Source organism: Acinetobacter uliginosus (assembly GCF_044130295.1).
In the GTDB taxonomy this organism is placed as follows: Bacteria; Pseudomonadota; Gammaproteobacteria; order Pseudomonadales; family Moraxellaceae; genus Acinetobacter.
On record NZ_JBIQOC010000002.1, the window covers coordinates 71,406 to 91,720 of the forward strand.

The 20,315-nt window shown below is 41.6% G+C and carries 19 protein-coding genes; 12 read left to right on the forward strand and 7 right to left on the reverse strand.

Features of this window, described 5'->3' with window-relative positions:
- The first annotated feature begins 62 nt into the window (after positions 1–62).
- Together ACE01T_RS01030 and ACE01T_RS01035 are read left to right on the forward strand one after the other, a co-directional pair.
- Entirely contained in the window at positions 63–1,046 is a 984-nt protein-coding gene (locus ACE01T_RS01030) for an ion transporter (RefSeq protein ID WP_086195505.1), read from the forward strand.
- A 181-nt stretch (positions 1,047–1,227) separates the two neighbouring features.
- Positions 1,228–1,590 carry a hypothetical protein gene (locus ACE01T_RS01035; protein ID WP_180041704.1) on the forward strand — a complete coding sequence of 121 codons (363 nt, stop codon included), beginning with the start codon at positions 1,228–1,230 and terminating at the stop codon, positions 1,588–1,590.
- A gap of 65 nt (positions 1,591–1,655) precedes the next feature.
- On the opposite strand, the gene metE is transcribed toward ACE01T_RS01035, so the two are convergent.
- A complete protein-coding gene (gene metE, locus ACE01T_RS01040; RefSeq protein WP_300043536.1) occupies positions 1,656–3,947 on the reverse strand; it encodes a 5-methyltetrahydropteroyltriglutamate--homocysteine S-methyltransferase in 2,292 nt (763 codons plus the stop codon).
- 177 nt (positions 3,948–4,124) lie between these two features.
- Here metE and ACE01T_RS01045 point away from each other — a divergent pair, with 177 nt between their 5' ends.
- Both ACE01T_RS01045 and ACE01T_RS01050 read left to right on the forward strand, forming a co-directional pair.
- On the forward strand, positions 4,125–5,045 hold the full coding sequence (locus tag ACE01T_RS01045) for a LysR family transcriptional regulator (protein WP_086195502.1): 921 nt from the start codon (positions 4,125–4,127) through the stop codon (positions 5,043–5,045).
- 168 nt (positions 5,046–5,213) lie between these two features.
- On the forward strand, positions 5,214–6,389 hold the full coding sequence (locus tag ACE01T_RS01050) for an MFS transporter (RefSeq protein ID WP_300043538.1): 1,176 nt from the start codon (positions 5,214–5,216) through the stop codon (positions 6,387–6,389).
- Between the two features lie 53 nt (positions 6,390–6,442).
- Here ACE01T_RS01050 and ACE01T_RS01055 read toward each other — a convergent pair whose 3' ends face one another.
- On the reverse strand, positions 6,443–6,895 hold the full coding sequence (locus ACE01T_RS01055) for a DUF441 domain-containing protein (protein WP_218944694.1): 453 nt from the start codon (positions 6,893–6,895) through the stop codon (positions 6,443–6,445).
- A gap of 139 nt (positions 6,896–7,034) precedes the next feature.
- On the opposite strand from ACE01T_RS01055, the gene ACE01T_RS01060 reads away from it, so the two are divergent.
- Entirely contained in the window at positions 7,035–7,745 is a 711-nt protein-coding gene (locus ACE01T_RS01060) for a pseudouridine synthase (RefSeq protein WP_300043540.1), read from the forward strand.
- A 3-nt stretch (positions 7,746–7,748) separates the two neighbouring features.
- On the opposite strand, the gene ACE01T_RS01065 is transcribed toward ACE01T_RS01060, so the two are convergent.
- The 3 genes from ACE01T_RS01065 to ACE01T_RS01075 form a co-directional block, all read right to left on the reverse strand.
- On the reverse strand, positions 7,749–8,192 hold the full coding sequence (locus ACE01T_RS01065) for a GNAT family N-acetyltransferase (protein WP_086195499.1): 444 nt from the start codon (positions 8,190–8,192) through the stop codon (positions 7,749–7,751).
- 96 nt (positions 8,193–8,288) lie between these two features.
- Positions 8,289–8,624: a type II toxin-antitoxin system RelB/DinJ family antitoxin gene (locus ACE01T_RS01070; RefSeq protein WP_180041695.1), complete on the reverse strand. Its 336-nt coding sequence runs from the start codon at positions 8,622–8,624 to the stop codon at positions 8,289–8,291.
- Between the two features lie 115 nt (positions 8,625–8,739).
- Positions 8,740–9,645, reverse strand: coding sequence for a pseudouridine synthase (locus ACE01T_RS01075; protein ID WP_180176144.1), 906 nt, complete (start codon positions 9,643–9,645; stop codon positions 8,740–8,742).
- A gap of 150 nt (positions 9,646–9,795) precedes the next feature.
- Here ACE01T_RS01075 and tsaE point away from each other — a divergent pair, with 150 nt between their 5' ends.
- The 4 genes from tsaE to hfq all read left to right on the forward strand — a co-directional run bounded on the left by tsaE (position 9,796) and on the right by hfq (position 13,795).
- Positions 9,796–10,272: a tRNA (adenosine(37)-N6)-threonylcarbamoyltransferase complex ATPase subunit type 1 TsaE gene (gene tsaE / locus ACE01T_RS01080; RefSeq protein ID WP_180080434.1), complete on the forward strand. Its 477-nt coding sequence runs from the start codon at positions 9,796–9,798 to the stop codon at positions 10,270–10,272.
- The gene (gene mutL / locus ACE01T_RS01085; protein WP_180080377.1) at positions 10,265–12,238 is read left to right on the forward strand and encodes a DNA mismatch repair endonuclease MutL; all 1,974 of its coding nucleotides are present in this window, start codon (positions 10,265–10,267) and stop codon (positions 12,236–12,238) included. Before tsaE ends, mutL begins: the two co-directional genes overlap by 8 nt.
- Positions 12,239–12,244: 6 nt before the next feature.
- Positions 12,245–13,189, forward strand: a complete 945-nt coding sequence (gene miaA, locus ACE01T_RS01090) for a tRNA (adenosine(37)-N6)-dimethylallyltransferase MiaA (protein ID WP_180080374.1) — start codon at positions 12,245–12,247, stop codon at positions 13,187–13,189.
- Positions 13,190–13,279: 90 nt separating this feature from the next.
- Positions 13,280–13,795 (forward strand): RNA chaperone Hfq, encoded by a 516-nt coding sequence (hfq, locus tag ACE01T_RS01095; protein ID WP_086195493.1) that lies wholly within the window; start codon positions 13,280–13,282, stop codon positions 13,793–13,795.
- Positions 13,796–14,005: 210 nt separating this feature from the next.
- Here hfq and ACE01T_RS01100 read toward each other — a convergent pair whose 3' ends face one another.
- Positions 14,006–15,316 carry a peptidylprolyl isomerase gene (locus ACE01T_RS01100; RefSeq protein ID WP_180176143.1) on the reverse strand — a complete coding sequence of 437 codons (1,311 nt, stop codon included), beginning with the start codon at positions 15,314–15,316 and terminating at the stop codon, positions 14,006–14,008.
- Positions 15,316–17,763: an LPS-assembly protein LptD gene (locus tag ACE01T_RS01105; protein ID WP_180080368.1), complete on the reverse strand. Its 2,448-nt coding sequence runs from the start codon at positions 17,761–17,763 to the stop codon at positions 15,316–15,318. Before ACE01T_RS01105 ends, ACE01T_RS01100 begins: the two co-directional genes overlap by 1 nt.
- A gap of 120 nt (positions 17,764–17,883) precedes the next feature.
- On the opposite strand from ACE01T_RS01105, the gene ACE01T_RS01110 reads away from it, so the two are divergent.
- The 3 genes from ACE01T_RS01110 to rsmG all read left to right on the forward strand — a co-directional run bounded on the left by ACE01T_RS01110 (position 17,884) and on the right by rsmG (position 20,303).
- Entirely contained in the window at positions 17,884–18,897 is a 1,014-nt protein-coding gene (locus tag ACE01T_RS01110) for an aminoglycoside phosphotransferase family protein (protein ID WP_395518569.1), read from the forward strand.
- Positions 18,897–19,586 (forward strand): N-acetylmuramate alpha-1-phosphate uridylyltransferase MurU, encoded by a 690-nt coding sequence (gene murU, locus ACE01T_RS01115; protein WP_180080362.1) that lies wholly within the window; start codon positions 18,897–18,899, stop codon positions 19,584–19,586. Before ACE01T_RS01110 ends, murU begins: the two co-directional genes overlap by 1 nt.
- A gap of 84 nt (positions 19,587–19,670) precedes the next feature.
- Positions 19,671–20,303: a 16S rRNA (guanine(527)-N(7))-methyltransferase RsmG gene (gene rsmG / locus ACE01T_RS01120; RefSeq protein WP_180080359.1), complete on the forward strand. Its 633-nt coding sequence runs from the start codon at positions 19,671–19,673 to the stop codon at positions 20,301–20,303.
- Positions 20,304–20,315 lie beyond the last annotated feature (12 nt).

Sequence of the window (20,315 nt, forward strand, 5' to 3'; positions counted from 1 at the left end):
ACGCATTACATCTTTTCCAACTTGGGTTAAACTACAGCCTTTAAATTACAACATGTACGGCTATGGCATTTAGCACGTGGTATACACTAAGAAGATTCGTTTATAACAATTTACATAATGAAGACTACGAAACCAGGTTTAGTCGGACGATCAACTATTTTTTAATTTTATTGATCCTGGGTAATGCGGCAGCCATATTATTGGAGTCGGTAAATGATGTGTATCAATCCTATGCGGCATTTTTCGATTTTTTCGAATATTTTTCTATCTTCATTTTTTCGCTTGAATATTTACTCCGTTTTTGGTCAGTTGCCGAAGAAAATCCATTTTACAGTGCCTGGAAGAATCGCCTGAACTGGGTCAAAAGTGGTGCAGCAATCATTGATTTATTTGCCATCTTGCCAGCTTATATTAATTTCTGGGTGCCGATTGATTTACGCTTCCTGAGAATTTTACGGCTCATGCGACTGTTAAAGTTGACACGCTATTTTGTCTCCCTGCAAATTCTATTGCGCGTGATTGAACGTGAAAAAGGGTCTTTTCAGGCGGTTCTCTTTATTTTAAGCATCATGATTGTGATGGCTGCCGCCTGTATTTACGTGGTCGAAAGTAAAGCTCAACCTGAGGTGTTTACTTCAATTCCAGCATCGATGTGGTGGGCGGTAGTGACCTTGACCACTGTGGGTTATGGAGATGTAACACCGATTACTCCTTTGGGGCGTTTTTTGGGCGCAATTATTACCATTTTAGGCGTGGGGCTGGCCGCTTTACCGGCAGGTATCTTGGCAACCGGCCTGACCTATGAACTCGAACAGCGTAAGCAGAATCTGGAATTGAAATTTAGAGAGTTATTGCAAAGTTCTGAAATTGATCTATTCAATGATCAGGAAAAAATAGAAAGTATGCGTAAAGAGGTGGGACTCACTTCAGAGCAAACGCGCAATATTATTTTCCAGTTGCTGCGCGAGCAACGAGAAGAAGCATTGAAGCAAGAACGCGAGCAATATGCCTATTGCCCACATTGCGGAAAAAAATTGCCAGATTAAGCTGATATTTAGGTTCTGTTGACATTTCATACATGGCTTGCATTGCAAAAAATCATCACTTTGAGTTAGAAAAATAATTTGTTATGTTATTTGTGAAGAACAATAATCTGTATCAGTTTTAAAGTTGAAAAAACAGGATGATTTTTTCATTAACTTAAAATAAAAATTAAAAGGAAAATAAATGAAACAGTATCAGCGAGCGGCTTTGGCTTTGGTGGTGGCCAAGCTGGAATTCGGCAATCATAAGTCAAATATTTATGATTACAATGAAAGTGCCTATTCTCAAATCAGCGGCAACGTCAATGCGGGCGAGGCAAAACTTTATGATTATCACCGATCAGCTGTTTTTGAGGGACGAAACACCGGCCGTGAGTTTAACCTGTATGATTATGGTCATAGCGAATTTATCAGTTTAAAAAAGAAAGGCATAAAAAAATACGAAGGCTATCATTATGGCAACTCAAGTTACTACGAAATTACCATTTCTGGCTCGACCATAACGCTGTATGATTTTAGTACAGGACAATATTATAATTTTAGTTAGTTCATCCTGAATTGGATGCTAAAAATAGCTCCGATAAAGGAGCTATTTTTATTGTGCAATCTGGATTATGCAGCTTGCAGCTCTTTACGTACTTCTTTGGCCATTTTCACTAGCGTTGCCAGTGCTATTTTCGTCTCAGCCCAACCACGTGTTTTTAAGCCGCAGTCCGGATTGACCCATAAACGTTCAGCAGGAATGGTTTTTAATGCACCATCAATCACGGTACGCATGTTGTCACTGGTAGGGGTACGTGGACTGTGAATGTCATACACACCTGGACCAACTGCATTGGGATAACCTTGCTCGTGGAACACGTCTAACAGCTGTAAACCTGAACGGGAAGTTTCAATCGTGATGACATCTGCATCCATCGCTGTGATTTGTGGCAGGCAGTCTTTAAAGTCTGAATAACACATGTGGGTATGAATTTGCGTATCCATACGTGCGCTGCTTGAACAGTGTTTGAACGATTTTACCGCCCAATCCCAGTATTCAGCCTGATCGGCTTTACGCAGGGGTAAACCTTCACGGAATGCCGCTTCATCAATCTGGATAATTTCGACACCAGCATCTTGCAGATCAGAGACTTCCTGACGGATTGCTTCAGCCAGCTGTAAACATACTTCACGACGAGTCCGATGCGCAGGAGGGAATGACCAGTTTAGAATAGTAACCGGGCCGGTCAACATGCCTTTGACAATCTTGTCAGATAAGGTATTGGCATACTCAATCCATTTCACTGTCATTGCATTTGGACGAGTGATATCCCCCACGATGATTGGCGGGCGAACACAGCGACTACCGTAAGACTGAACCCAACCAAACTTGGATAACCAGAAGCCGTCCAGCAGACCTGCAAAGTATTCAACCATGTCGGTACGTTCGGCTTCACCATGTACCAGAACATCTAGACCAAGTTCTTCTTGCTGTTGAATCGCATATGCGATTTCTTTTTTCATTGCTGCTTCATAGGCATCGTTGGTCAAATTTCCGTTATTCCAGGCTGCACGTGCTGCACGAATTTCAGCAGTTTGTGGGAATGAACCGATGGTCGTGGTCGGGATCAAAGGCAACTTCAGTTTTTCTTGTTGGGCCTTGAAACGAATTTCAAACGGTGCTTGGCGAGATTGGGCCACTAAATCAAATGGTGCATCCACAGCTTTAGAAAGTTTTCCATTTGCATAAATGTGACCGTTTGCTAAGGCGACAAGCTCCTCTAGTTTTTGGCGGGCAAAAGCAAGTTTGCCATCTACTTCAGCAGGAATAGTTTCAGAACGCAGATCAACCGGCACGTGCAGCAATGAACAGCCCGTAGCAAGCCATAAACGCTCACCTAAAGATTTTTGTGCTGTTTGAACAATATCATTCAGGGCCACTAGGTCACTTGCCCAAACACTACGACCGTTGATTAAGCCCAAAGACAAGATTTTGTGTGTGGGTAATTGGTCAATGACTTTTTTCCAGAAAAACTCACCCACTTTTTCACGGGTAATGTCAATGTGTAAGCCTGCAACTGGGAGATTGACAGCAAGATTTAAATTGGCACCTAGAGTTTCAAAATAACTTGCCACAATCAATTTTAAACCATCATGACGTTGTAACAGATAATAAACCTGTTCAAATGCAGCTTGCCATTCTGGTGCAAGATCAAGTACTAAAGCCGGTTCATCGACCTGTACATATTCTACGCCGCGTGCTTTGAGTTCATCGAATAATGCTGCATAAATTGGCAGCAATGCATCTACAAATTTTAAATTTGTCTGATCTGCGCTTATGTCAGCATGATCATTTCCACATTCACAGGCATGTTTTTCTGCTTCTGCTGTATTTGCATCGACAATACGGGATAAATACAGAAAGCTGACTAAACCAGGGAGTACCACTTTAAGTGGTTGATTCAATGCCTTGGCGCGATCGACTTGCGCCAGTAAATCAGAAAAATCAGCTTTAAACTGTTGTGCTGAATTTAATTCAGGTACTAAGTAGTGGTAGTTGGTGTCAAACCATTTGGTCATTTCTAGTGCAGCAACATCGGTGCAGTGGGGTGCACGACCCCGTGCCAAATAGAACTGTTGATCAACTTGATTTAGCTTTTCAGCTTCTTTAAAGCGGGCTGGAATTACTCCTAAACGCACGGCATGGGTTAAAATACTGTCATAAAATACAAAGTCACCCACAGTCACCAAAGATAAGCCGGCATCTATTTGTGCTTGCCAGTTACTTGCTTCTAGCGCTTGGGCTTTTGCTAAAAATTCTGCTTGAGTTATTTCACCTTTCCAATAGCTTTCTTCTGCAAATTTAAGTTCACGTTTTGCACCAATGCGTGGGTAGCCCAAAATATGTGTAGTTAAAGTCATGATATTTCCAGGGAGATAGATGATCTCATTTTGTTGCAACTATCATGAACAAAAATAAAGATGAATCAAACTCATTATTTTCATGTTAAAATTATTTTTATTCATTATGTGATTTTTTGCTTTTGGGCTTCACGTACAAGGCCTCAAAAATTATGCTCTGTTGGAATGACTATTAATATGTTAGAAATTCGCCATTTAAAAACACTGACTGCTCTGCGTGAACATGGTTCACTGGTGGCTGCTGCCAATGACTTGTGTTTAACACCATCGGCTATTTCACATCAGTTAAAAGAACTCGATCACTGGTATGGGGTAGAGGTGGTCAATCGCCGTAGCCGACCGGTCACTTTTTCCAATGTGGGGCAGCGTTTGCTCAAATTGGCAGATGATGTACTGCCACAAATTCAGATTACCCAGACAGATATTACCCGTATTGTGCATGGCCAGACTGGGCGTATTATTTTCTCCTCTGAATGTCATAGCTGTTTTGACTGGTTAATGCCACTGCTCAACCAGTATCGCCACTTATATCCAGATGTAGATCTGGATTTTGCTTCCGGCTTTGAAGCCAATCCACATGAACTGCTGCAAAATGCCGAATTTGACCTGTTAATTACGGCAGATCCGATTGCCTTAAAAGGCATCGAATATTTTCCGATTTTTGAATATGAATCACGTCTGGTCTTGTCGAACACTCATCCACTGGTTCGTGCAGAACGTATTACCGTGCAGGAATTGGCAGAGGAAACTCTGATTACTTATCCGGTAGATAAGCACCGTCTGGATATCATGGCGAAACTGTTTATTCCTGCCAATATTCAACCCAAACAGATCCGGACCACGGATTTAACCCAAATGCTGATTCAACTGGTGGCCAGTGGGCGAGGTATTGCTGCACTTCCAGACTGGGTGGTGAATGAATATGAACAAAAGGGATGGGTGACTTCGCGCCGTTTGGATTGCGTTTCTGCGAGTGGTTTGCGCCGGACCTTGTATGCGGGTTATCGAACTGAAGAAAAAGAAAAAAGCTATTTTGAGGGTTTCCTGAAACAACTGGAAAAATTCTCGCAAAAGCGTAATCCGTATTATTCTGCTTAAAAAATCGTGCTTGAATCCTATATAGAATCAAAGCCTTATAGGGAATTTTTTCATGATCCGAGTCAATGCTAGATTGATTGTTGCAAGCTCTTAGCTTATTCAAATCAACGATAAATAATCGTTTTTATTCTTGCTAGTCTAACGCTGGAATTGCCGAAGGAGAAGGTTGTGAGTGCCGTGCGTTGGCTCAGCAAAGATTTATGGATTATTGCAGCAGGATTTGTCGCTGCCATGCATGTAGGCAAGTTGCCACCCGCGGTTCCTGTACTCCAAGCCGAGTTAGGCATCAGCTTGGTACAAGCCAGTTTTTTATTATCTCTGGTACAGGTTGCCGGTATGTGCATGGCACTCGTGCTGGGTAGTTATACCGCTAAAATTGGCTTAAAACGCTGTGTACTATTGGGCTTGAGTTTACTCGCATTCGCCAGTTTTACTGGTGGTTTTGTGCAGGAATTCCCGGCATTGCTGGCACTGCGTGTGGTTGAAGGTTTCGGATTTTTACTGATTACCTTAAGTGGTCCTGCTTTTATCCGCCAACTGGTTCCGCTCGAGCAGTTACAAGCCAAGATGGGGCTATGGAGCGCCTATATGGGAGGCGGAATGGGAATAGGCTTGCTGTGTACGCCATTCCTGATCAATAGTATGGGCTGGCAAGGGGTTTGGATATGTTTCGGGATATTATCACTGGCTTTGGCAGCTGTGATTTACAGGGTTATTCCCGCAGTGCAGACCCATACCCAGTTGGTTGCAGTATTTGATTTAATTAAACTGACTTTAAAACATCCTCCAGCCTGGATTCTGGCCGCTATTTTTGGTGTATATGCCGGACAATGGTTGAGTCTGGTGGGATTTTTGCCCAGCATTTATCAGCAATATCAAATTCCTTTAGCCGTGGCAGGAGCCTTAACGGCAATCGTGGCGATTGCCAATGCTGTTGGCACCTTTGTGTGTGGTTTAATGTTACAGCGTGGTTTGCGGCCTCAAACTTTAGTCCAAACCGGTTTTGCCACCTTAATGGTCTGTGCCCTGAGTTTTTATCTGTTACGCGAATTTTTGCCCTTTATTCTGCAATTTATATTGGTTTTGAGCTTTTCATTATTTGGCGGTTTGGTCGCAGTGGTCGTGTTTTCTCAAGTATTAAATTTTTCCGCAAAGCCGATTGCCATTACCACTACAATAGGATTAGTCTTGCAATTTTCCGCCACATCTCAATTTCTGTTGCCGCCTTTGATTGCCTCAATTGTACTGGCCACAGGTGGATGGTTTTGGGTGGGAATTTTAATGGCAAGCCTATCCCTGATTGGCATGCTTTTAACCAGAATTTTATTTCGAAAAGCTGCATAAAGTGTGCAGATCAAGCCTGTCAATCATCCGTTGTCAGGCTTAAGAATAAAAAATCAAGAATGACCAATAAACAGGGTTAATATCCCTGCTGCAATTAAAGGGCCGACAGGAACGCCGCGCAATACTGCCACACCTGCAACCGTACCAATCAGCAAGCCTGCAACCACGTCAGGCTGATTGCTCATCAGTTTGACTCCGCGTCCACCTAGCCATGCGACCAGTACGCCAATGGCGATGGCAAGTAAGGATTTAAAACTCAAGAAGGATTTTAAAATGGCATCGCCGGGAATTTTGCCACTGGCAATCGGAGTCAGAACGCCAATAGTTAAAATAATGATGCCAATATTTAAACCATGTTGTTGCAGATAGGGAAAATATTCACTCAGCGGGGTAATGCGAAAAACGATCAGTACACCTGCAGCAATCGTTACGGCACTATTATGGCTAAAGATACCACAGGCCAATAAAACCAGCAGGACAATCAGGTTTAAATCGAGATGGGACATTATTTCAAGGGAGAAATTTATAAATCATTACTATTGTATAAGGTTTTGATGGAAGATTTGCCCGAAAAAGCAGGAACAATAAAAATACCCCTCATTTCAGTATAGAATGCGCATTCCGTGAGAGTAAAAGGTTAGGTCTATGTTGTTGGAAAAGATGTTGCAATCCCAGGGTTTTGGTTCGCGTAAACATTGCCAGCAGCTCATTAAAAACGGAGCGATTGCCATTCAAGGGGAAGTCATCAGCAATCCAAAACATAAACTGGATTTAAAGGATTTAACTTTTACGGTCTATGGTGAAACATTTGATTATCGGGAAAAAGTGTATATTGCCTTAAACAAGCCGCAAGGTTATGAGTGTTCACATCAGGCCACCCATCATTTTAGCGTATTTGATTTATTTGATGATGTGCTGATGAATCGTGGCTTGCAGTGTGTGGGTCGTCTAGATCAGGACACCAGTGGATTGTTGTTATTGACTGATGATGGACAATTTCTACAGGCCTTAACCCATCCGAAAAAACATGTGGCCAAAGTTTATCGTATGCAAACCGCTGATGCTGTAACGGAAGAGCATATTCAGCAGTTAAAGCAGGGAGTGGAATTGCGCAATGAATCGGGTATTTTTGCCGCGACTGATATCATTCTACTGGCTGAACATGAATTGCAGCTGACTATTCATCAGGGCGTTTATCATCAGGTCAAACGCATGCTGGCCGCAGTGGGGAATAAAGTAGAGCGATTGCATCGTCAGCAGATTGGCGCTTTGGAGTTAACAGATTTAGAAGAAGGGCATTGGATCTATTTAAGCCCCGAACAGGTGGAATTAGCCAAGACAAGAATGACAGCTTAATTGTTATTTCAGGAAACAATGATAGGTTTGGAATTCATCATCTTTGACAAAACCCATTTTTTGATAAAGCTGATGGGATTGATAATTATTCTTTTGCGTTTGTAGGCTGATACGTTGAGCGTTTTCATGACGTGCAAATAAAATCGCAGTATCGATGAGCTGTTTGGCTGAACCCTGACGACGAAAAGTCGGGGTGACGTAAACATCATCCAGAATGTAATAGGTGCTACAGGCGACTGATGAAAAGCCGAGATATAACAAAATAAAACCGGTAAAAATATCATCTTTTACATGAATGAAAATGATGCTTTCCTGATTTTGAAATCGCTGCTTTAAAAATTGATAAGATACATCCAGATTAGAAGAAGCACCATAAAATTGACGGTATTCATCGAATAAAACAGCAAGGGGGTGTAAATCTTCTAAAGAGGCGCGTCGTACGATCATGCGATACTCCATGCTTTTTTTTTTATAGTCTTTGCATGAAGCATACCTAAGTTTTTATGAGAATTTTTCTAAATTTTGTTTGTAAATGCGACAGTGTTAAGTTTTGTCACTTTCACCCAAAATGGCATTCAGTTCTTCAAAAAGGTCAAGATGGTCGTCATCCAGATCGAAGTCCTGATCATGAGAAACAGCCTGTTCTGTAGAGCTGTTTGAAGGGTTTTGTTGTTGCTTTAATTTTCGGATTTTTTGCAGTTGATCAAGGTTAATATTCTGATTTTCAATAGAAAATGGAATAGATTTTGTTAAAACAACTTGTTTGAAAAATAGTCGGACTGCTTGTGCTGGCGTAATGCCCAATTGTTTAAATACTGCAAAAGCATGCTTTTTTTCTTGGGAATCCAGTCGTATTTGATAAACTTCGGTTTTTCTCATGATTTTTTAAATACGTCTAATTACTTAACTTTTCAGCATTTATTTTAATCAAATTGAATGTAATTTCAATATTCATACGTTCGATTTACCAAAATATTTTGTAATGACAAAGATATTACAACGTTAGGTCAAAATGGGATGAAAAAGTCATGTTCTGTCCACTCAGGGGATCAATAAATGCAATATGTTTGGCTAACAGTTGCAGTGGTGCAGAAAAATCATCTTCTCTTTTATGTTGTACTGTTGGATAAAATGGATCGTTTTTAATGGCAATGCCTAAACTACTTAAGTGCAGCCGCAGTTGGTGTTGCTTGCCGGTGGTTGGTCTTAGCTCATATTTTCCCCATGCTCTATCATGTTCGATCAGATCAATCTCTGTTTCACTATTTATTTTGCCTTCAACCACTTGCATGGTATAGAAGGGTTCACCTTTTTCCATACGATAACGTGTATAACATGGAAATGTTAAAGTGGCATGAAACGGTGCAATAGCGTGATAGGTTTTTTTTACCTCACGTTTGGCGAACATCTCCTGATAGATTGCACGGCTGGCAACCTGTTTTGAGAATAAAACCACACCGGCAGTTTCGCGATCTAAACGATGAATCGGGGTTAGAAATTCATTGCCGGTCTGTTTTTTTAATCGTACCAGCAGGGTTTCCTGTACGTATTGCCCCGTCGGACTGATGGTTAAAAAATGTGGTTTATCGATGACCAGCAAATGTTTGTTTTCAAATAAAACTTTATGTTCAAACGGAACGGGTATTTCATGGGCTAAAAAACGGTAATAGAACACATGACTATTTTCATTATAAGGTGCATCAACCGTTAAGATATTGCCTGCGGCATCATAAATTAAAGCGTCAGTAAAACGTTGTTGCCATTCAGCAGGCTTGATATGCGGAAATTGCTGACAAAGATATTGATATACACTGTCTGGTGCAGTAGAGGTTTTAGGAAGAAAAACTTTACTTGCGCTAACACCATCAATCATGGGCGGAAGAAATTCAGTACTGGTCATGTGATTTGTCGTAGATCAATCTGCTGTGCATAAAATCACTGCTATTTACAATGAAATGCAGGAAAAGTTCCATATTTGGAAGTGTGAACATGGGCAATAAAGCGGTGCGATGCTATCATAATTGTTCTTTTGAATCTTGTCGTGAGTAATATGCAGTATTCATTTAATTTGGCTTTAAACAATGAAGACGATACCCAAAATTTAGCACAGGTTTTGGCGCAGCATTTTACAACGGGTGTAATTTATTTAATTGGTGATTTAGGCGCGGGTAAAACCACACTGACACGCTATTTTTTGCAAAGCTTAGGCCATCAAGGGGCGGTAAAAAGCCCCACTTATACCTTGGTGGAACCGTATAATATTCATGGAAAAGACATCTTCCATTTCGATTTATACCGTTTAAATGACCCTTATGAACTGGAACTGATGGGCATTCGTGACTATTTGGAAACGCTGAATGCGCTATTTTTATTTGAATGGCCATCCAAAGGTGGCGATGAAATTCCACAGCCTGACCTGATTATCAATATTGAAAAGTCTGAAGATGAACTGATGCGTACTGCTAGTTTAAGTTTCTCGTCTGCAGCATTAAACCAAGCATTAGAGAGCCATTTTAACAATGCGTGATAATTTAAGCGAACGTCGTATTCATACCCTTAATCCTGCACTGGCGAACCAGATTGCAGCAGGTGAGGTGATTGAACGTCCAGCATCGGTGGTCAAAGAATTATTAGAAAATTCAATTGATGCAGGTGCGACGGAGCTTATTATTCGGGTTGAGCAAGGCGGCAGTACCCTGATTGAAATCATTGACAATGGTCATGGGGTTCATCCTGACGATTTGGCTTTGGCCGTCATGCGGCATGCCACCAGTAAAATCCAGACAGCAGAGGATTTACAGGCCATTGTTAGCTTGGGTTTTCGTGGTGAAGCTTTGGCATCGATTGCTGCGGTGTCACGCCTGACCCTGATTAGCAGTCAAAATGATGAAGGTATCGGTTATCAGGTGGAAGTGAATGGCACAGCTTTTGATCATCAGGAAATTCAGGCGGTTGCAGCACAAAAAGGCACCCATATTCGGGTGCAGGATTTATTTTTTAATGTGCCCGCACGTCGAAAATTCTTAAAAAAACAGGCGACGGAATTTGGTCATATTGAAGAAATCGTGCGCCGTCTGGCATTGACCCATTTCGATATCCGTTTTGTATTGGAGCATAACAACACTATTCGTCTCAATTTACCGGTTGCAGATAGCGGTGAGCTGCGTTTTCAGCGTGTGCAGCAGCTCTTGGGCCGACAATTTACCGAAAATGCGTACTGGATTGATGCTGACAGTATCAATATGCGCTTGTCTGGCTGGTTAGGGCATCCCTCAGATGCGCGTGCTCAAGCCGATTTGCAATATGTGTATGTGAATGGTCGGATTGTCAAAGACAAAACGATCTCACATGCCTTGCGTATGGCCTATGATGGTATTTTGCACGGTCATCAACATCCGGCGTATTTGCTGTTTTTAGAAGTTGATCCTGAAAATATTGATGTCAATGTGCATCCAACCAAACATGAAATCCGTTTTTTAAACCAGCGTGAAGTACATGAGTTTGTACGTCATTTTGCTAAAGAAAAATTGTCTGAATTTCAAACGGCCACAGCAGAACTGGCTTCGGCCATGAAAAGGGATGAAGCAGACCAGATTGCTGCGCTGCAGCCGCAACCACGTTATCAGGAACAATTTCAACTGCATAAAGCGGTAGATGCGTATACGCCACAACCGGAAGCGCAAATTTCCACCGATTTGCTCAGTGATTTTAATGCCAGCAGTCCGCAAACGGTACATTATGCTTCATCTCCGGCTGCAAATAGCTATGTGGGTTCACAACAGCTGAATAATGCCCTGAAAAGCTATCTGGCACCGTTAAGAGAAGAAATTGATACTGCTTCTTCTCAAATAAATAGCCTAAGTAATAGTGATAATATTGAAAAGCTGCAATCGACCTATGTAGATGAGCATCCACTCGGGATTGCAATTGCACAGTTACATGGCATTTATATTCTGGCACAAAACTCTGAAGGCCTGATTATTGTCGATATGCATGCCGCACATGAACGCATTGTGTTGCAGCAAATGAAAGCCGCATGGGATAAGCCTGAATTCTGGACATCACAACAATTGCTGATTCCTAAAGTAATTAGTATTAGCCGTATGCAAGCCATGCGGGTGGATGATTTAAAAGAACAGTTGGCACGTTTGGGCTTGGAAATAGATCAATATGGCGATGAGCAGGTGATTGTGCGCGGAGTTCCTGCCATTTTGCACAAGGCAGATTTTGCTGCTTTGGTTCCTGAATTGCTCAATGATCTCGATCCCAATGATGAAGCACAGGGATTGTTGCAAAAGCGTGACCAAATTTTAGCAGGTATGGCCTGTCATGGTGCTGTACGTGCGCATCGTATTTTAAGTCTTTCGGAAATGAATGCCTTGCTGCGCCAGATGGAACAAACCGAATTTGCCAGTCAGTGTAACCATGGACGTCCAACCTGGCGTGCATTTCCACTTTCACAATTAGATAAACTTTTTGCTCGAGGAGAGTAGTTGTACATGTCGAATCAATTGCCGGTCATCAATTTAATGGGACCAACTGCAAGTGGTAAAACCGCTTTGGCATGTGAACTTTATGAGCAGGGTCATTTTGAGCTGATCTCTGTTGATTCTGCGCTGGTTTATCGAGATATGGACATTGGTACCGCGAAGCCAACGAAAGAAGAGCAGGCACGTTATCCGCATCATCTAATCGATATTATCACTCCATTAGAAGTGTATTCGGCCGCCCAGTTTGTAGAGGATGGCTGTAGCTTAATTGATGATATCCATGCACGTGGTAAAACACCTATTCTGGTGGGTGGTACCATGCTGTATTTCAAGGCTTTATTAGAGGGATTGTCAAGTAATTTGCCCAGTGCCGATTATGCAGTACGTGCAGAAATTGAGGCTAAAGCGGAGCGTGAAGGCTGGGAGTCGGTTTATCAGGAATTATGTGAGGTTGATGCTCTGGCGGGGCAGAAATTTAAGGTCAGTGATAAACAGCGCATCATTCGTGCTTTGGAGGTATTTAAGCTGACTGGACAGCCAATTACAAAACTACAAGCTGAACAACCCAAAAATATACCATATCGCTACACATTTCATAATCATGCCTTATTACCTGATCGTGTAGAATTACACAAGCGTATCGAACAACGGTTAAAAATCATGTGGGATATCGGATTTTTACATGAAGTGGAAGGGCTGATTGAAAAATACGATTTAAATGATAATTTGCCATCCATGCGCTCAGTTGGTTATCGTCAAGCTCTAGAATTTATACAAAAAAGTGATCTAAGTATCAAAAAACGACAGGAAATGGAGGATAAGTCTTTATTTGCAACACGACAACTGGCAAAACGTCAATATACTTGGTTAAGATCTTTGCAAGAATCGCATAATTTTAAAACATATTTGACGGTCAAGCAGGCCCAAGAAGACTTGCGAAAGTGTTACGGATAAAGCAAAATTTAATAACTATCTTTTTTATAATTTTTATTGAGAAATAAAGATAGTTTTTTGCGCTGATTTTTAATTTTTTGGAGTTATAACATGTCTAAAGGTCAAACTTTACAAGATCCGTTCTTAAATTCTCTCCGTAAGGAACGTATTCCTGTTTCTATCTTCCTTGTGAATGGTATTAAATTACAAGGTCATATTGAATCATTTGACCAATATGTAGTTTTGTTAAAAAATACTGTAAGCCAAATGGTTTACAAACATGCGATTTCTACAGTTGTTCCTGCACGTAATCCACGTCCTGCTGGTGCTCCTGCTGGTGCTCAAGGTGCTGGCGGTTTTGGTGGTGGTCAGCCTCAAGGTGGCTTCGGTGGTCAAGGTGGCTTCGGTGGTCAAGGTGGCTTCGGTGGTCAAGGTGGCTTCGGTGGTAATCAAGGTGGTTTCGGTGGTCAAGGTGGCTTCGGTAGCCAAGGTGGTTTCGGTGGTCAAGGTGGCTTCGGTAGCCAAGGTGGTTTCGGTGGTCAAGGCGGCTTCGGTGGTCAAGCAAACCCAGGTTTTGAAGGCGAAACAAAATTTGAAGATTCTCAAGACGATGAAAATAATCGTTAATTGTTAATTCTTAAAAGCCTCTCTTTATGAGAGGCTTTTTTATTTTGAAGCAAATGAATGGACTAAAGACTGTAGACAATTCATCTATGCTTGCTCAATTTGGGCATAAATTTATATATGAAATATCAATAAACCTTAATCAGTTTTCTTGTGGGTAATAAAAAACCAGTTGCTTAAACAACTGGTTTTTGGGCTCAAATCAATTGAGGCTTATTTATTTTTTTTACGGTCTAGATTTGGGTCTTTGACTTCTACAAAGGCATTACTACGAATTTCACGTAACCAGCTATCCAGTTCAGCATCGAATTGACGTTCACCCAGAATTTGACGTGCCATGCGTTGTTGATATTCACGCGTCATATCTTGTTGGCGCATATCTGTAACCTGAAGAATGTGCCAGCCAAATTGAGTCTGGAAGGGTGCACTGATCTGACCGACAGCCGTGTTTTTCATTTGCACCTCAAATTCAGGTACCATAACGCCCGGGTTCACCCAACCTAAGCTGCCGCCATCACGTGCAGAACCTGGATCATTGGAAAAAGTTGATGCCAATACGGCAAAATCTTCACCCGCTTTTAAGCGGTTATGGATACTGTCAATTTGTTGTTTGGCATTTTCAGGACTTACTACTTCCGAAGGCTGAATGAGAATGTGACGTGTCTGGTATTGCGATACGATCGCTTTTTGCGCACCACCTTTACGTTCAATCAATTTTAACACATGAATACCGTCTCGCACTGGAATCAGGTCTGTAGTCTGACCTTCTTGCAACGTACTTACACGGGCTGCCAGTTCAGCCGGGATATCAGACAGGCTTCTAAAGCCCATATCTGCACCCTCCACTTTAACTGTCTTGGTAGTGAACTTTTGGTCAATCGCTTTAACATCATTGCTGTTATTCAGTTCAGCTTTGACAAGTTTTGCAGTTTTTTCTAAGGCTGCTTGGTCATCACCAGATACACGGATATGAATAACATGCGCTTGGTTCCCTAAAGCGGCTTGACCTTGTGGCGTCTTTAAGAAGTTTTCTACATCCTGATCGCTAATTTTAATACGGGACATCACCACTTGTTGACGCAGGCGATTAATTGCTAAATCTTCTGCAATGCGATTGCGCAAGGATTCGTAAGTCCCCGGTGCAATACCATCAAGCTTTTGCTGGAAGGCTTCTAAACTTTTGCTTCCAGATTGACCTGCAACCTTAAGCACAGCTTCATTCAGTTCTCTTTCATTCGGCTTAATATTGTAGCGTTTAACCTGTTCAAGTTGTGCTTGACGAATAATGAGCTGGTCAAGTGCCTGTTGCTGTAAATATTGTTCTGGTGGCAGCTGTTTTTTTTGTGTTTCTAATTGATGTTTGAGTTCTGCGATACCTTGTTCTAAATCACTTTTTAAAATGACACTGTTATCTACCACTGCAACCACTTCATCTGAGGATTGAGCAAATGTAGTCATTGATGAAGATAAGGCTAAAGCAAGCGCAGTCGCTTTAAAAAAATGTTTTAACTGTATTGTCTTCATTAACGTTGTGTCCAAGATTGATTAATATTATTGAAACCTAAAATACGGTTTTCTAGTAAAGATGAAAGCTTGTTGTTGAAGCCGCCTAAGCCTTTGAGGCTAATTTCCGCCATAATGGCACGTTTGGGTGAAACACCATCATCGTTCACGTTGTCCAGGTCATTATAGTAAGAGCGGCCATATACCGAAATGCCCCAGCAACAGGACTCATAATTTACACCGAGTAAATACTCACGAGCGACATTATTGTCCATATCATATTGTGCATGACCTAAAATACGCCAGTTATTTGCTACAGGTTGAATGAATGATGCGACAACCTGATCATACTGGTCTTGACGGTTCGGAATGTCTTTGCGGTAGAAATAACCCAGATTATAAAGATTTCCCTGATTACCTGTGTAATACAATTGCAGATCACGCTGTGCATTATCACCATTCGACATCCATGCAGAATTTGCACCAACGGTGAAATTTTGTGACAGTTGGCTAGAGACACTTAAAATAGGGCCGGTACGACGTTCAGTATCAAACTGATCAGCTTTATTTTCTAGCGTTACCCGGCGATCTTCAAAAAAGAAGCTTTGACCCACGCTGGTTTTTAAGCGTTCTAAACCTACTTCATCAAACAGACTATAACTTAGTCCTAAAGACAGAAAATTATTGTCTTCTAAACGGTCATGTCCATAGAAACGACGTGGACTGAATAACTGATCATAATTGATGGAGGCAGGAGCCGAGTCAAAGTTTGGATGTCCATCCTGGTTTTTATACGGTGCATAGGCATAAAAAGCGCGAGGAGTAAGTGTTTGCAGATATTTACCTTCTTTTTCAAAGGTTAAACCGGTATCTAAAGTGAATTGGGGGACGGTGACGGTCTTTGTTTCATCTGATGAGCTAATATTCTGAGCAGCAATCGTATTTTGATCATATACGGTATTTATATTGCGCAGTGAAATCTCAGGAATCATAAATGACCAAGGAGTACGATAGTTGTAACGCACTGCAAAATCATTGTAAATACGGGTACCGCTTGGTTCGTTGTTTGGGCTATTGAAATCAGTAATATCTTTTTTAAAGTAAGCGGTGTCATTATTGAATTCATATTGCAAACCTAAGGGATTGCCAGTTTTATAATTCAATAAAAATTGTGGTAGACGTGCATAAGGGCGGTCTACAGATGAAACGGTATTATCGAGCGTTTGGAAATCTTCAACTTTGAGTTGCGCAGATAATCCTGGAATTCCATTACCGTAATTGAGCTGCCAGGCACGGCGCAAGTTTAATTCTGTTTTTGAGTTGGGATTGTTATTTAAATCAGAGAAATAGTCTTTATCTGAAACATAGTTATATTCAATATTGGTAGAAAACTGGTTGTTGATTTGCCAGTTATGTAAGAATTGCAAGCCTTTACGGTCTTGGTCATTGTATTCGTTATCTGCAGCCAAGTAGCCGCCCGATACTCTGCCAGTGCCGTAATTTTCCGTTAAATAGCGGAATTCGCCTTCAAGCATTGCGCCGCGATTACCGATATAGCGCGGTGTAAGGGTTGCATCGTAATTAGGTGCCAAGTTTAAATAAACAGGAACTGTAAGTTCTACGCCACCATCGTTGGTAAATCCAAAACCTGGGGTCAAAATACCGGTAGTGCGACGGTCATCAATCGGGAAGTTGAAATAAGGTACTGCAAGCACCGGTACTTCTTTGACATAAAGTTTGGTGCCGCGCGTTTCACCGCGTCCGGTTTCTTTATTTAAGGTAATTTTATCAGCCTGAATTTTCCAGCCTGGTTTTTCATCGGGTGGACAGGTGCTGTAGGTAGCGTTATTCATCACCACCACATTTTCTGAAGTGCGGGCAATTTTTTCTGCACGGCCATGTGCATGCTGCTCTTCAGAAATATAAAAGCTGTTATTTAAATCGCCTTGCTGGGTCTTTAAGTTGTAATTGATCTGGTCACTTTGTGCCAGTAAGCCGGCTTGTGCCATTTGCACGCGACCTTGTGCATTGGCGTAGGTTTGGGTCTGGTCGATGGTAATTTTATCTGCACGAATTTGGCGGCCTTGCTGGTCAATTAATACATTGCCTTCAAGAACAGAGTCGCCATTCGGGTCAAAATGACCATAATCTGCAGTCACTGTAGATGTGGCATTGTCTGGATCTGCAGCTTTGGTCTCCGGACTGATTGGTGTAATCCAGGCGCCTTTGCAATAAGCAGAGCTCAAATACTGTCCTTGACGTTGTTGAGCTTCAGGTGCTGATTTGTCTACATAGTATTGTTCAAAAAATTGTTGTCCAGGATACGACTCCTGAATACTGTCTTTCATTTTTTGGTTGTCGACAGTCGAAGCTGGAATTGTAGATTCAGCATAGCTTGAGATCGAGCTGCCACATAAAAGGGTTAAAATAGCAGTCGCTAAAGGATTAAATTTAAACTGATGCTTCATTTGTATCATTAACCAAGTATGCTTAATCGCAATTAATTATTCTCGCATCATAGAGAAAAAGTTGATAAGTGGCTACACTTAGCACTTTAAAAACTCAGCCTGTATTAGAATTTATCGCAAATGAATACACAACGTGAACAATTGATACAAACATGGATTACATCTGTACTTGGTTCAGATCAATTTGAGACGCATTTTTTGGCAGGCGATGCAAGCTTCCGTCGTTATGCACGAATCAAATTGAATAATAAAACATTTATGCTCATGGATGCACCACCAGAAAAAGAAGATTGTGGGCCTTTTGTGACGATCGATGAATTTTTTGATCATAATGGTGTGCGTGTGCCGCATATTGTTGCCAAAGACCTGGAATTGGGCTTCTTGCTACTCGAAGATTTTGGTGATGTCTTACTTTCGACTTTGCTGAATGAGCAAACTGTAGATGCTTATTATGCGCAAAGTTTTAAACAGCTGATTCAATTACAAGCCATTGATGGGACAAATCATTTTCCAAATTATTCTTATGAAAAACTGATTTCTGAAATGGAACTGTTGACCGACTGGATGTTGCCGTCATTGCAGATTCAGCCAACAGCAGAAGAAAGTGCCTTAATTAAACGAACCTTTGCTATTTTAGCCAACGCGGCTTTGGCGCAACCGCAAGTCATTGTACATCGCGACTTCCATAACCGTAATTTAATGAAAATTGCAGGCGAAACCGATCTGGGTGTGATTGACTTTCAGGATGCTGTAATTGGTGCAGATACTTACGATTTGATTTCAATTACCCGTGATGCCTATGTGCAATGGAATGCTGACCGTGTTTATACATGGTTTAAAACCTTCTATGATCTGTTGCCTGAATCGGCAAAACAGGACCGTGATTTTGAGCAGTTTAAAAAAGATGCCGACATGATGGCGATTCAGCGTCATATCAAAATTTTGGGTATCTTTGTGCGTCTGTTCGAACGTGATGGCAAGTCTGGCTATTTAAAAGACCTACCTCGTGTGATGTGGTATTTACTTGAAGAAAGTAAGCCTTATACAGAATTACAGCCGTTTATGCAGTTTATTGAAGCCAGGGTTATGCCGAAATTTGAAGCAAAATACGGTGGTTATGAGGTTGCTGCATAATGAAAGCCATGATTTTAGCGGCAGGGCTGGGTAACCGTATGCGTCCACTGACCCTGCATACGCCAAAACCCTTGCTGGAAGTGGGTGGAAAGCCCCTGATCGTTTGGCATATTGAAAAACTGCAAAGTATTGGCGTCACTGAAATTGTCATCAATACGGCCTGGTTGGGCGAAAAACTGGCCTCAGCTTTGGGTGATGGGTCAGAGTTTGGCGTCAATATCTTGTGGTCACATGAAGGTGAAGGACTAGAAACTGCGGGGGGGATTATTAATGCCTTACCGCTTTTGGGCGAAGAACCTTTTATTCTGGTCAATGGTGATGTCTGGACCACCATGGATTTTGCGACCTTATTTGATGTGAAATTGCAGGATGACCTTGCTCATCTGGTTTTTGTCGATAATCCGGCTCAACATCCCAACGGTGACTTTATCCTTGCTCATGGCCGGGCTTATACTTTTGATCAGGCACAGCAAGGTGAAGCACTGACTTATAGTGGCGTTGCGGTGATTCATCCTGCGATGTTTGCAGGCCTGGAAAATGGTAAACGACCACTGGCACCTTTATTAAAGCAAGCGATGCTTGAACAGCAAATTACTGCATCCAAAATGCAGGGTGTCTGGGTAGATGTTGGCACTCCCGAGCGATTAAATGTACTGGATCAACAAATTAAGCAAGGCTTGTACGATTAAGTGCATATTCACTAAGCACAAGCTACTGTGACTTGTTGTATAAATCGGTATACTTCCATTAACTTTTCGAGACGTTATTTGTATATGCACCAGTTTTTCAAAGAACTTAAGCAGGGTAGTCAAGCTTTGGGTTTGGAGCTTAGCGATGAGGCTTTAAATTTATTACTCAAATACCAGGATGCTTTGGTACTGTGGAATAAAGCATATAACTTGACCGCGATTCGTGATCCGAAAGAAATGCTGGTCAAGCATCTGCTGGATAGCTTGAGTATTTTGAAAGATTTGCCTCAAGGTCGTTTGCTGGATATCGGAACCGGTGGAGGTATGCCAGGCATGATCATTGCATTATGTCAGCCTGAGCGTCAGTGTGTGTTGCTAGACTCGAACGGTAAAAAAATCCGTTTCCTGAAACAGTTTATTGCCGATTTAAAACTAAAAAATGTGGTTGCCGTACAGACGCGTGTCGAAAATGAGGAAAGCATTCAGGAGCTGGGTCAGTTTGATGTCATTACCAGTCGAGCATTTGCCTCTTTAACTGATTTTGTTGCCGCTTCTAAACCTTTTATGCATGCGCACAGTATTATTGCATCGATGAAAGGATTAATCCCTGCGGATGAAGTAGAGGCTTTAAAAAATGAATTCAGTTTTGAGATTATTGAACTGAAAGTTCCGCGTTTAGACGAACAACGTCACTTGCTTTTATTGAAACATATTTAATTTTTTCGAAGG

Coding starts and splice junctions, on each gene's coding strand:
- ACE01T_RS01055 (WP_218944694.1), bottom strand. CDS start 6,895: ATGTCCCATCTCGATTTAAACCTGATTGTCCTGCTGGTTTTATTGGCC.
- ACE01T_RS01100 (WP_180176143.1), bottom strand. CDS start 15,316: ATGAAGACAATACAGTTAAAACATTTTTTTAAAGCGACTGCGCTTGCT.
- ACE01T_RS01105 (WP_180080368.1), bottom strand. CDS start 17,763: ATGAAGCATCAGTTTAAATTTAATCCTTTAGCGACTGCTATTTTAACC.
- ACE01T_RS01045 (WP_086195502.1), top strand. CDS start 4,125: ATGTTAGAAATTCGCCATTTAAAAACACTGACTGCTCTGCGTGAACAT.
- ACE01T_RS01035 (WP_180041704.1), top strand. CDS start 1,228: ATGAAACAGTATCAGCGAGCGGCTTTGGCTTTGGTGGTGGCCAAGCTG.
- murU (WP_180080362.1), top strand. CDS start 18,897: ATGAAAGCCATGATTTTAGCGGCAGGGCTGGGTAACCGTATGCGTCCA.
- ACE01T_RS01030 (WP_086195505.1), top strand. CDS start 63: ATGGCATTTAGCACGTGGTATACACTAAGAAGATTCGTTTATAACAAT.
- mutL (WP_180080377.1), top strand. CDS start 10,265: ATGCGTGATAATTTAAGCGAACGTCGTATTCATACCCTTAATCCTGCA.
- ACE01T_RS01065 (WP_086195499.1), bottom strand. CDS start 8,192: ATGATCGTACGACGCGCCTCTTTAGAAGATTTACACCCCCTTGCTGTT.
- ACE01T_RS01110 (WP_395518569.1), top strand. CDS start 17,884: ATGAATACACAACGTGAACAATTGATACAAACATGGATTACATCTGTA.
- rsmG (WP_180080359.1), top strand. CDS start 19,671: ATGCACCAGTTTTTCAAAGAACTTAAGCAGGGTAGTCAAGCTTTGGGT.
- ACE01T_RS01060 (WP_300043540.1), top strand. CDS start 7,035: ATGTTGTTGGAAAAGATGTTGCAATCCCAGGGTTTTGGTTCGCGTAAA.
- hfq (WP_086195493.1), top strand. CDS start 13,280: ATGTCTAAAGGTCAAACTTTACAAGATCCGTTCTTAAATTCTCTCCGT.
- metE (WP_300043536.1), bottom strand. CDS start 3,947: ATGACTTTAACTACACATATTTTGGGCTACCCACGCATTGGTGCAAAA.
- ACE01T_RS01075 (WP_180176144.1), bottom strand. CDS start 9,645: ATGACCAGTACTGAATTTCTTCCGCCCATGATTGATGGTGTTAGCGCA.
- miaA (WP_180080374.1), top strand. CDS start 12,245: ATGTCGAATCAATTGCCGGTCATCAATTTAATGGGACCAACTGCAAGT.
- tsaE (WP_180080434.1), top strand. CDS start 9,796: ATGCAGTATTCATTTAATTTGGCTTTAAACAATGAAGACGATACCCAA.
- ACE01T_RS01070 (WP_180041695.1), bottom strand. CDS start 8,624: ATGAGAAAAACCGAAGTTTATCAAATACGACTGGATTCCCAAGAAAAA.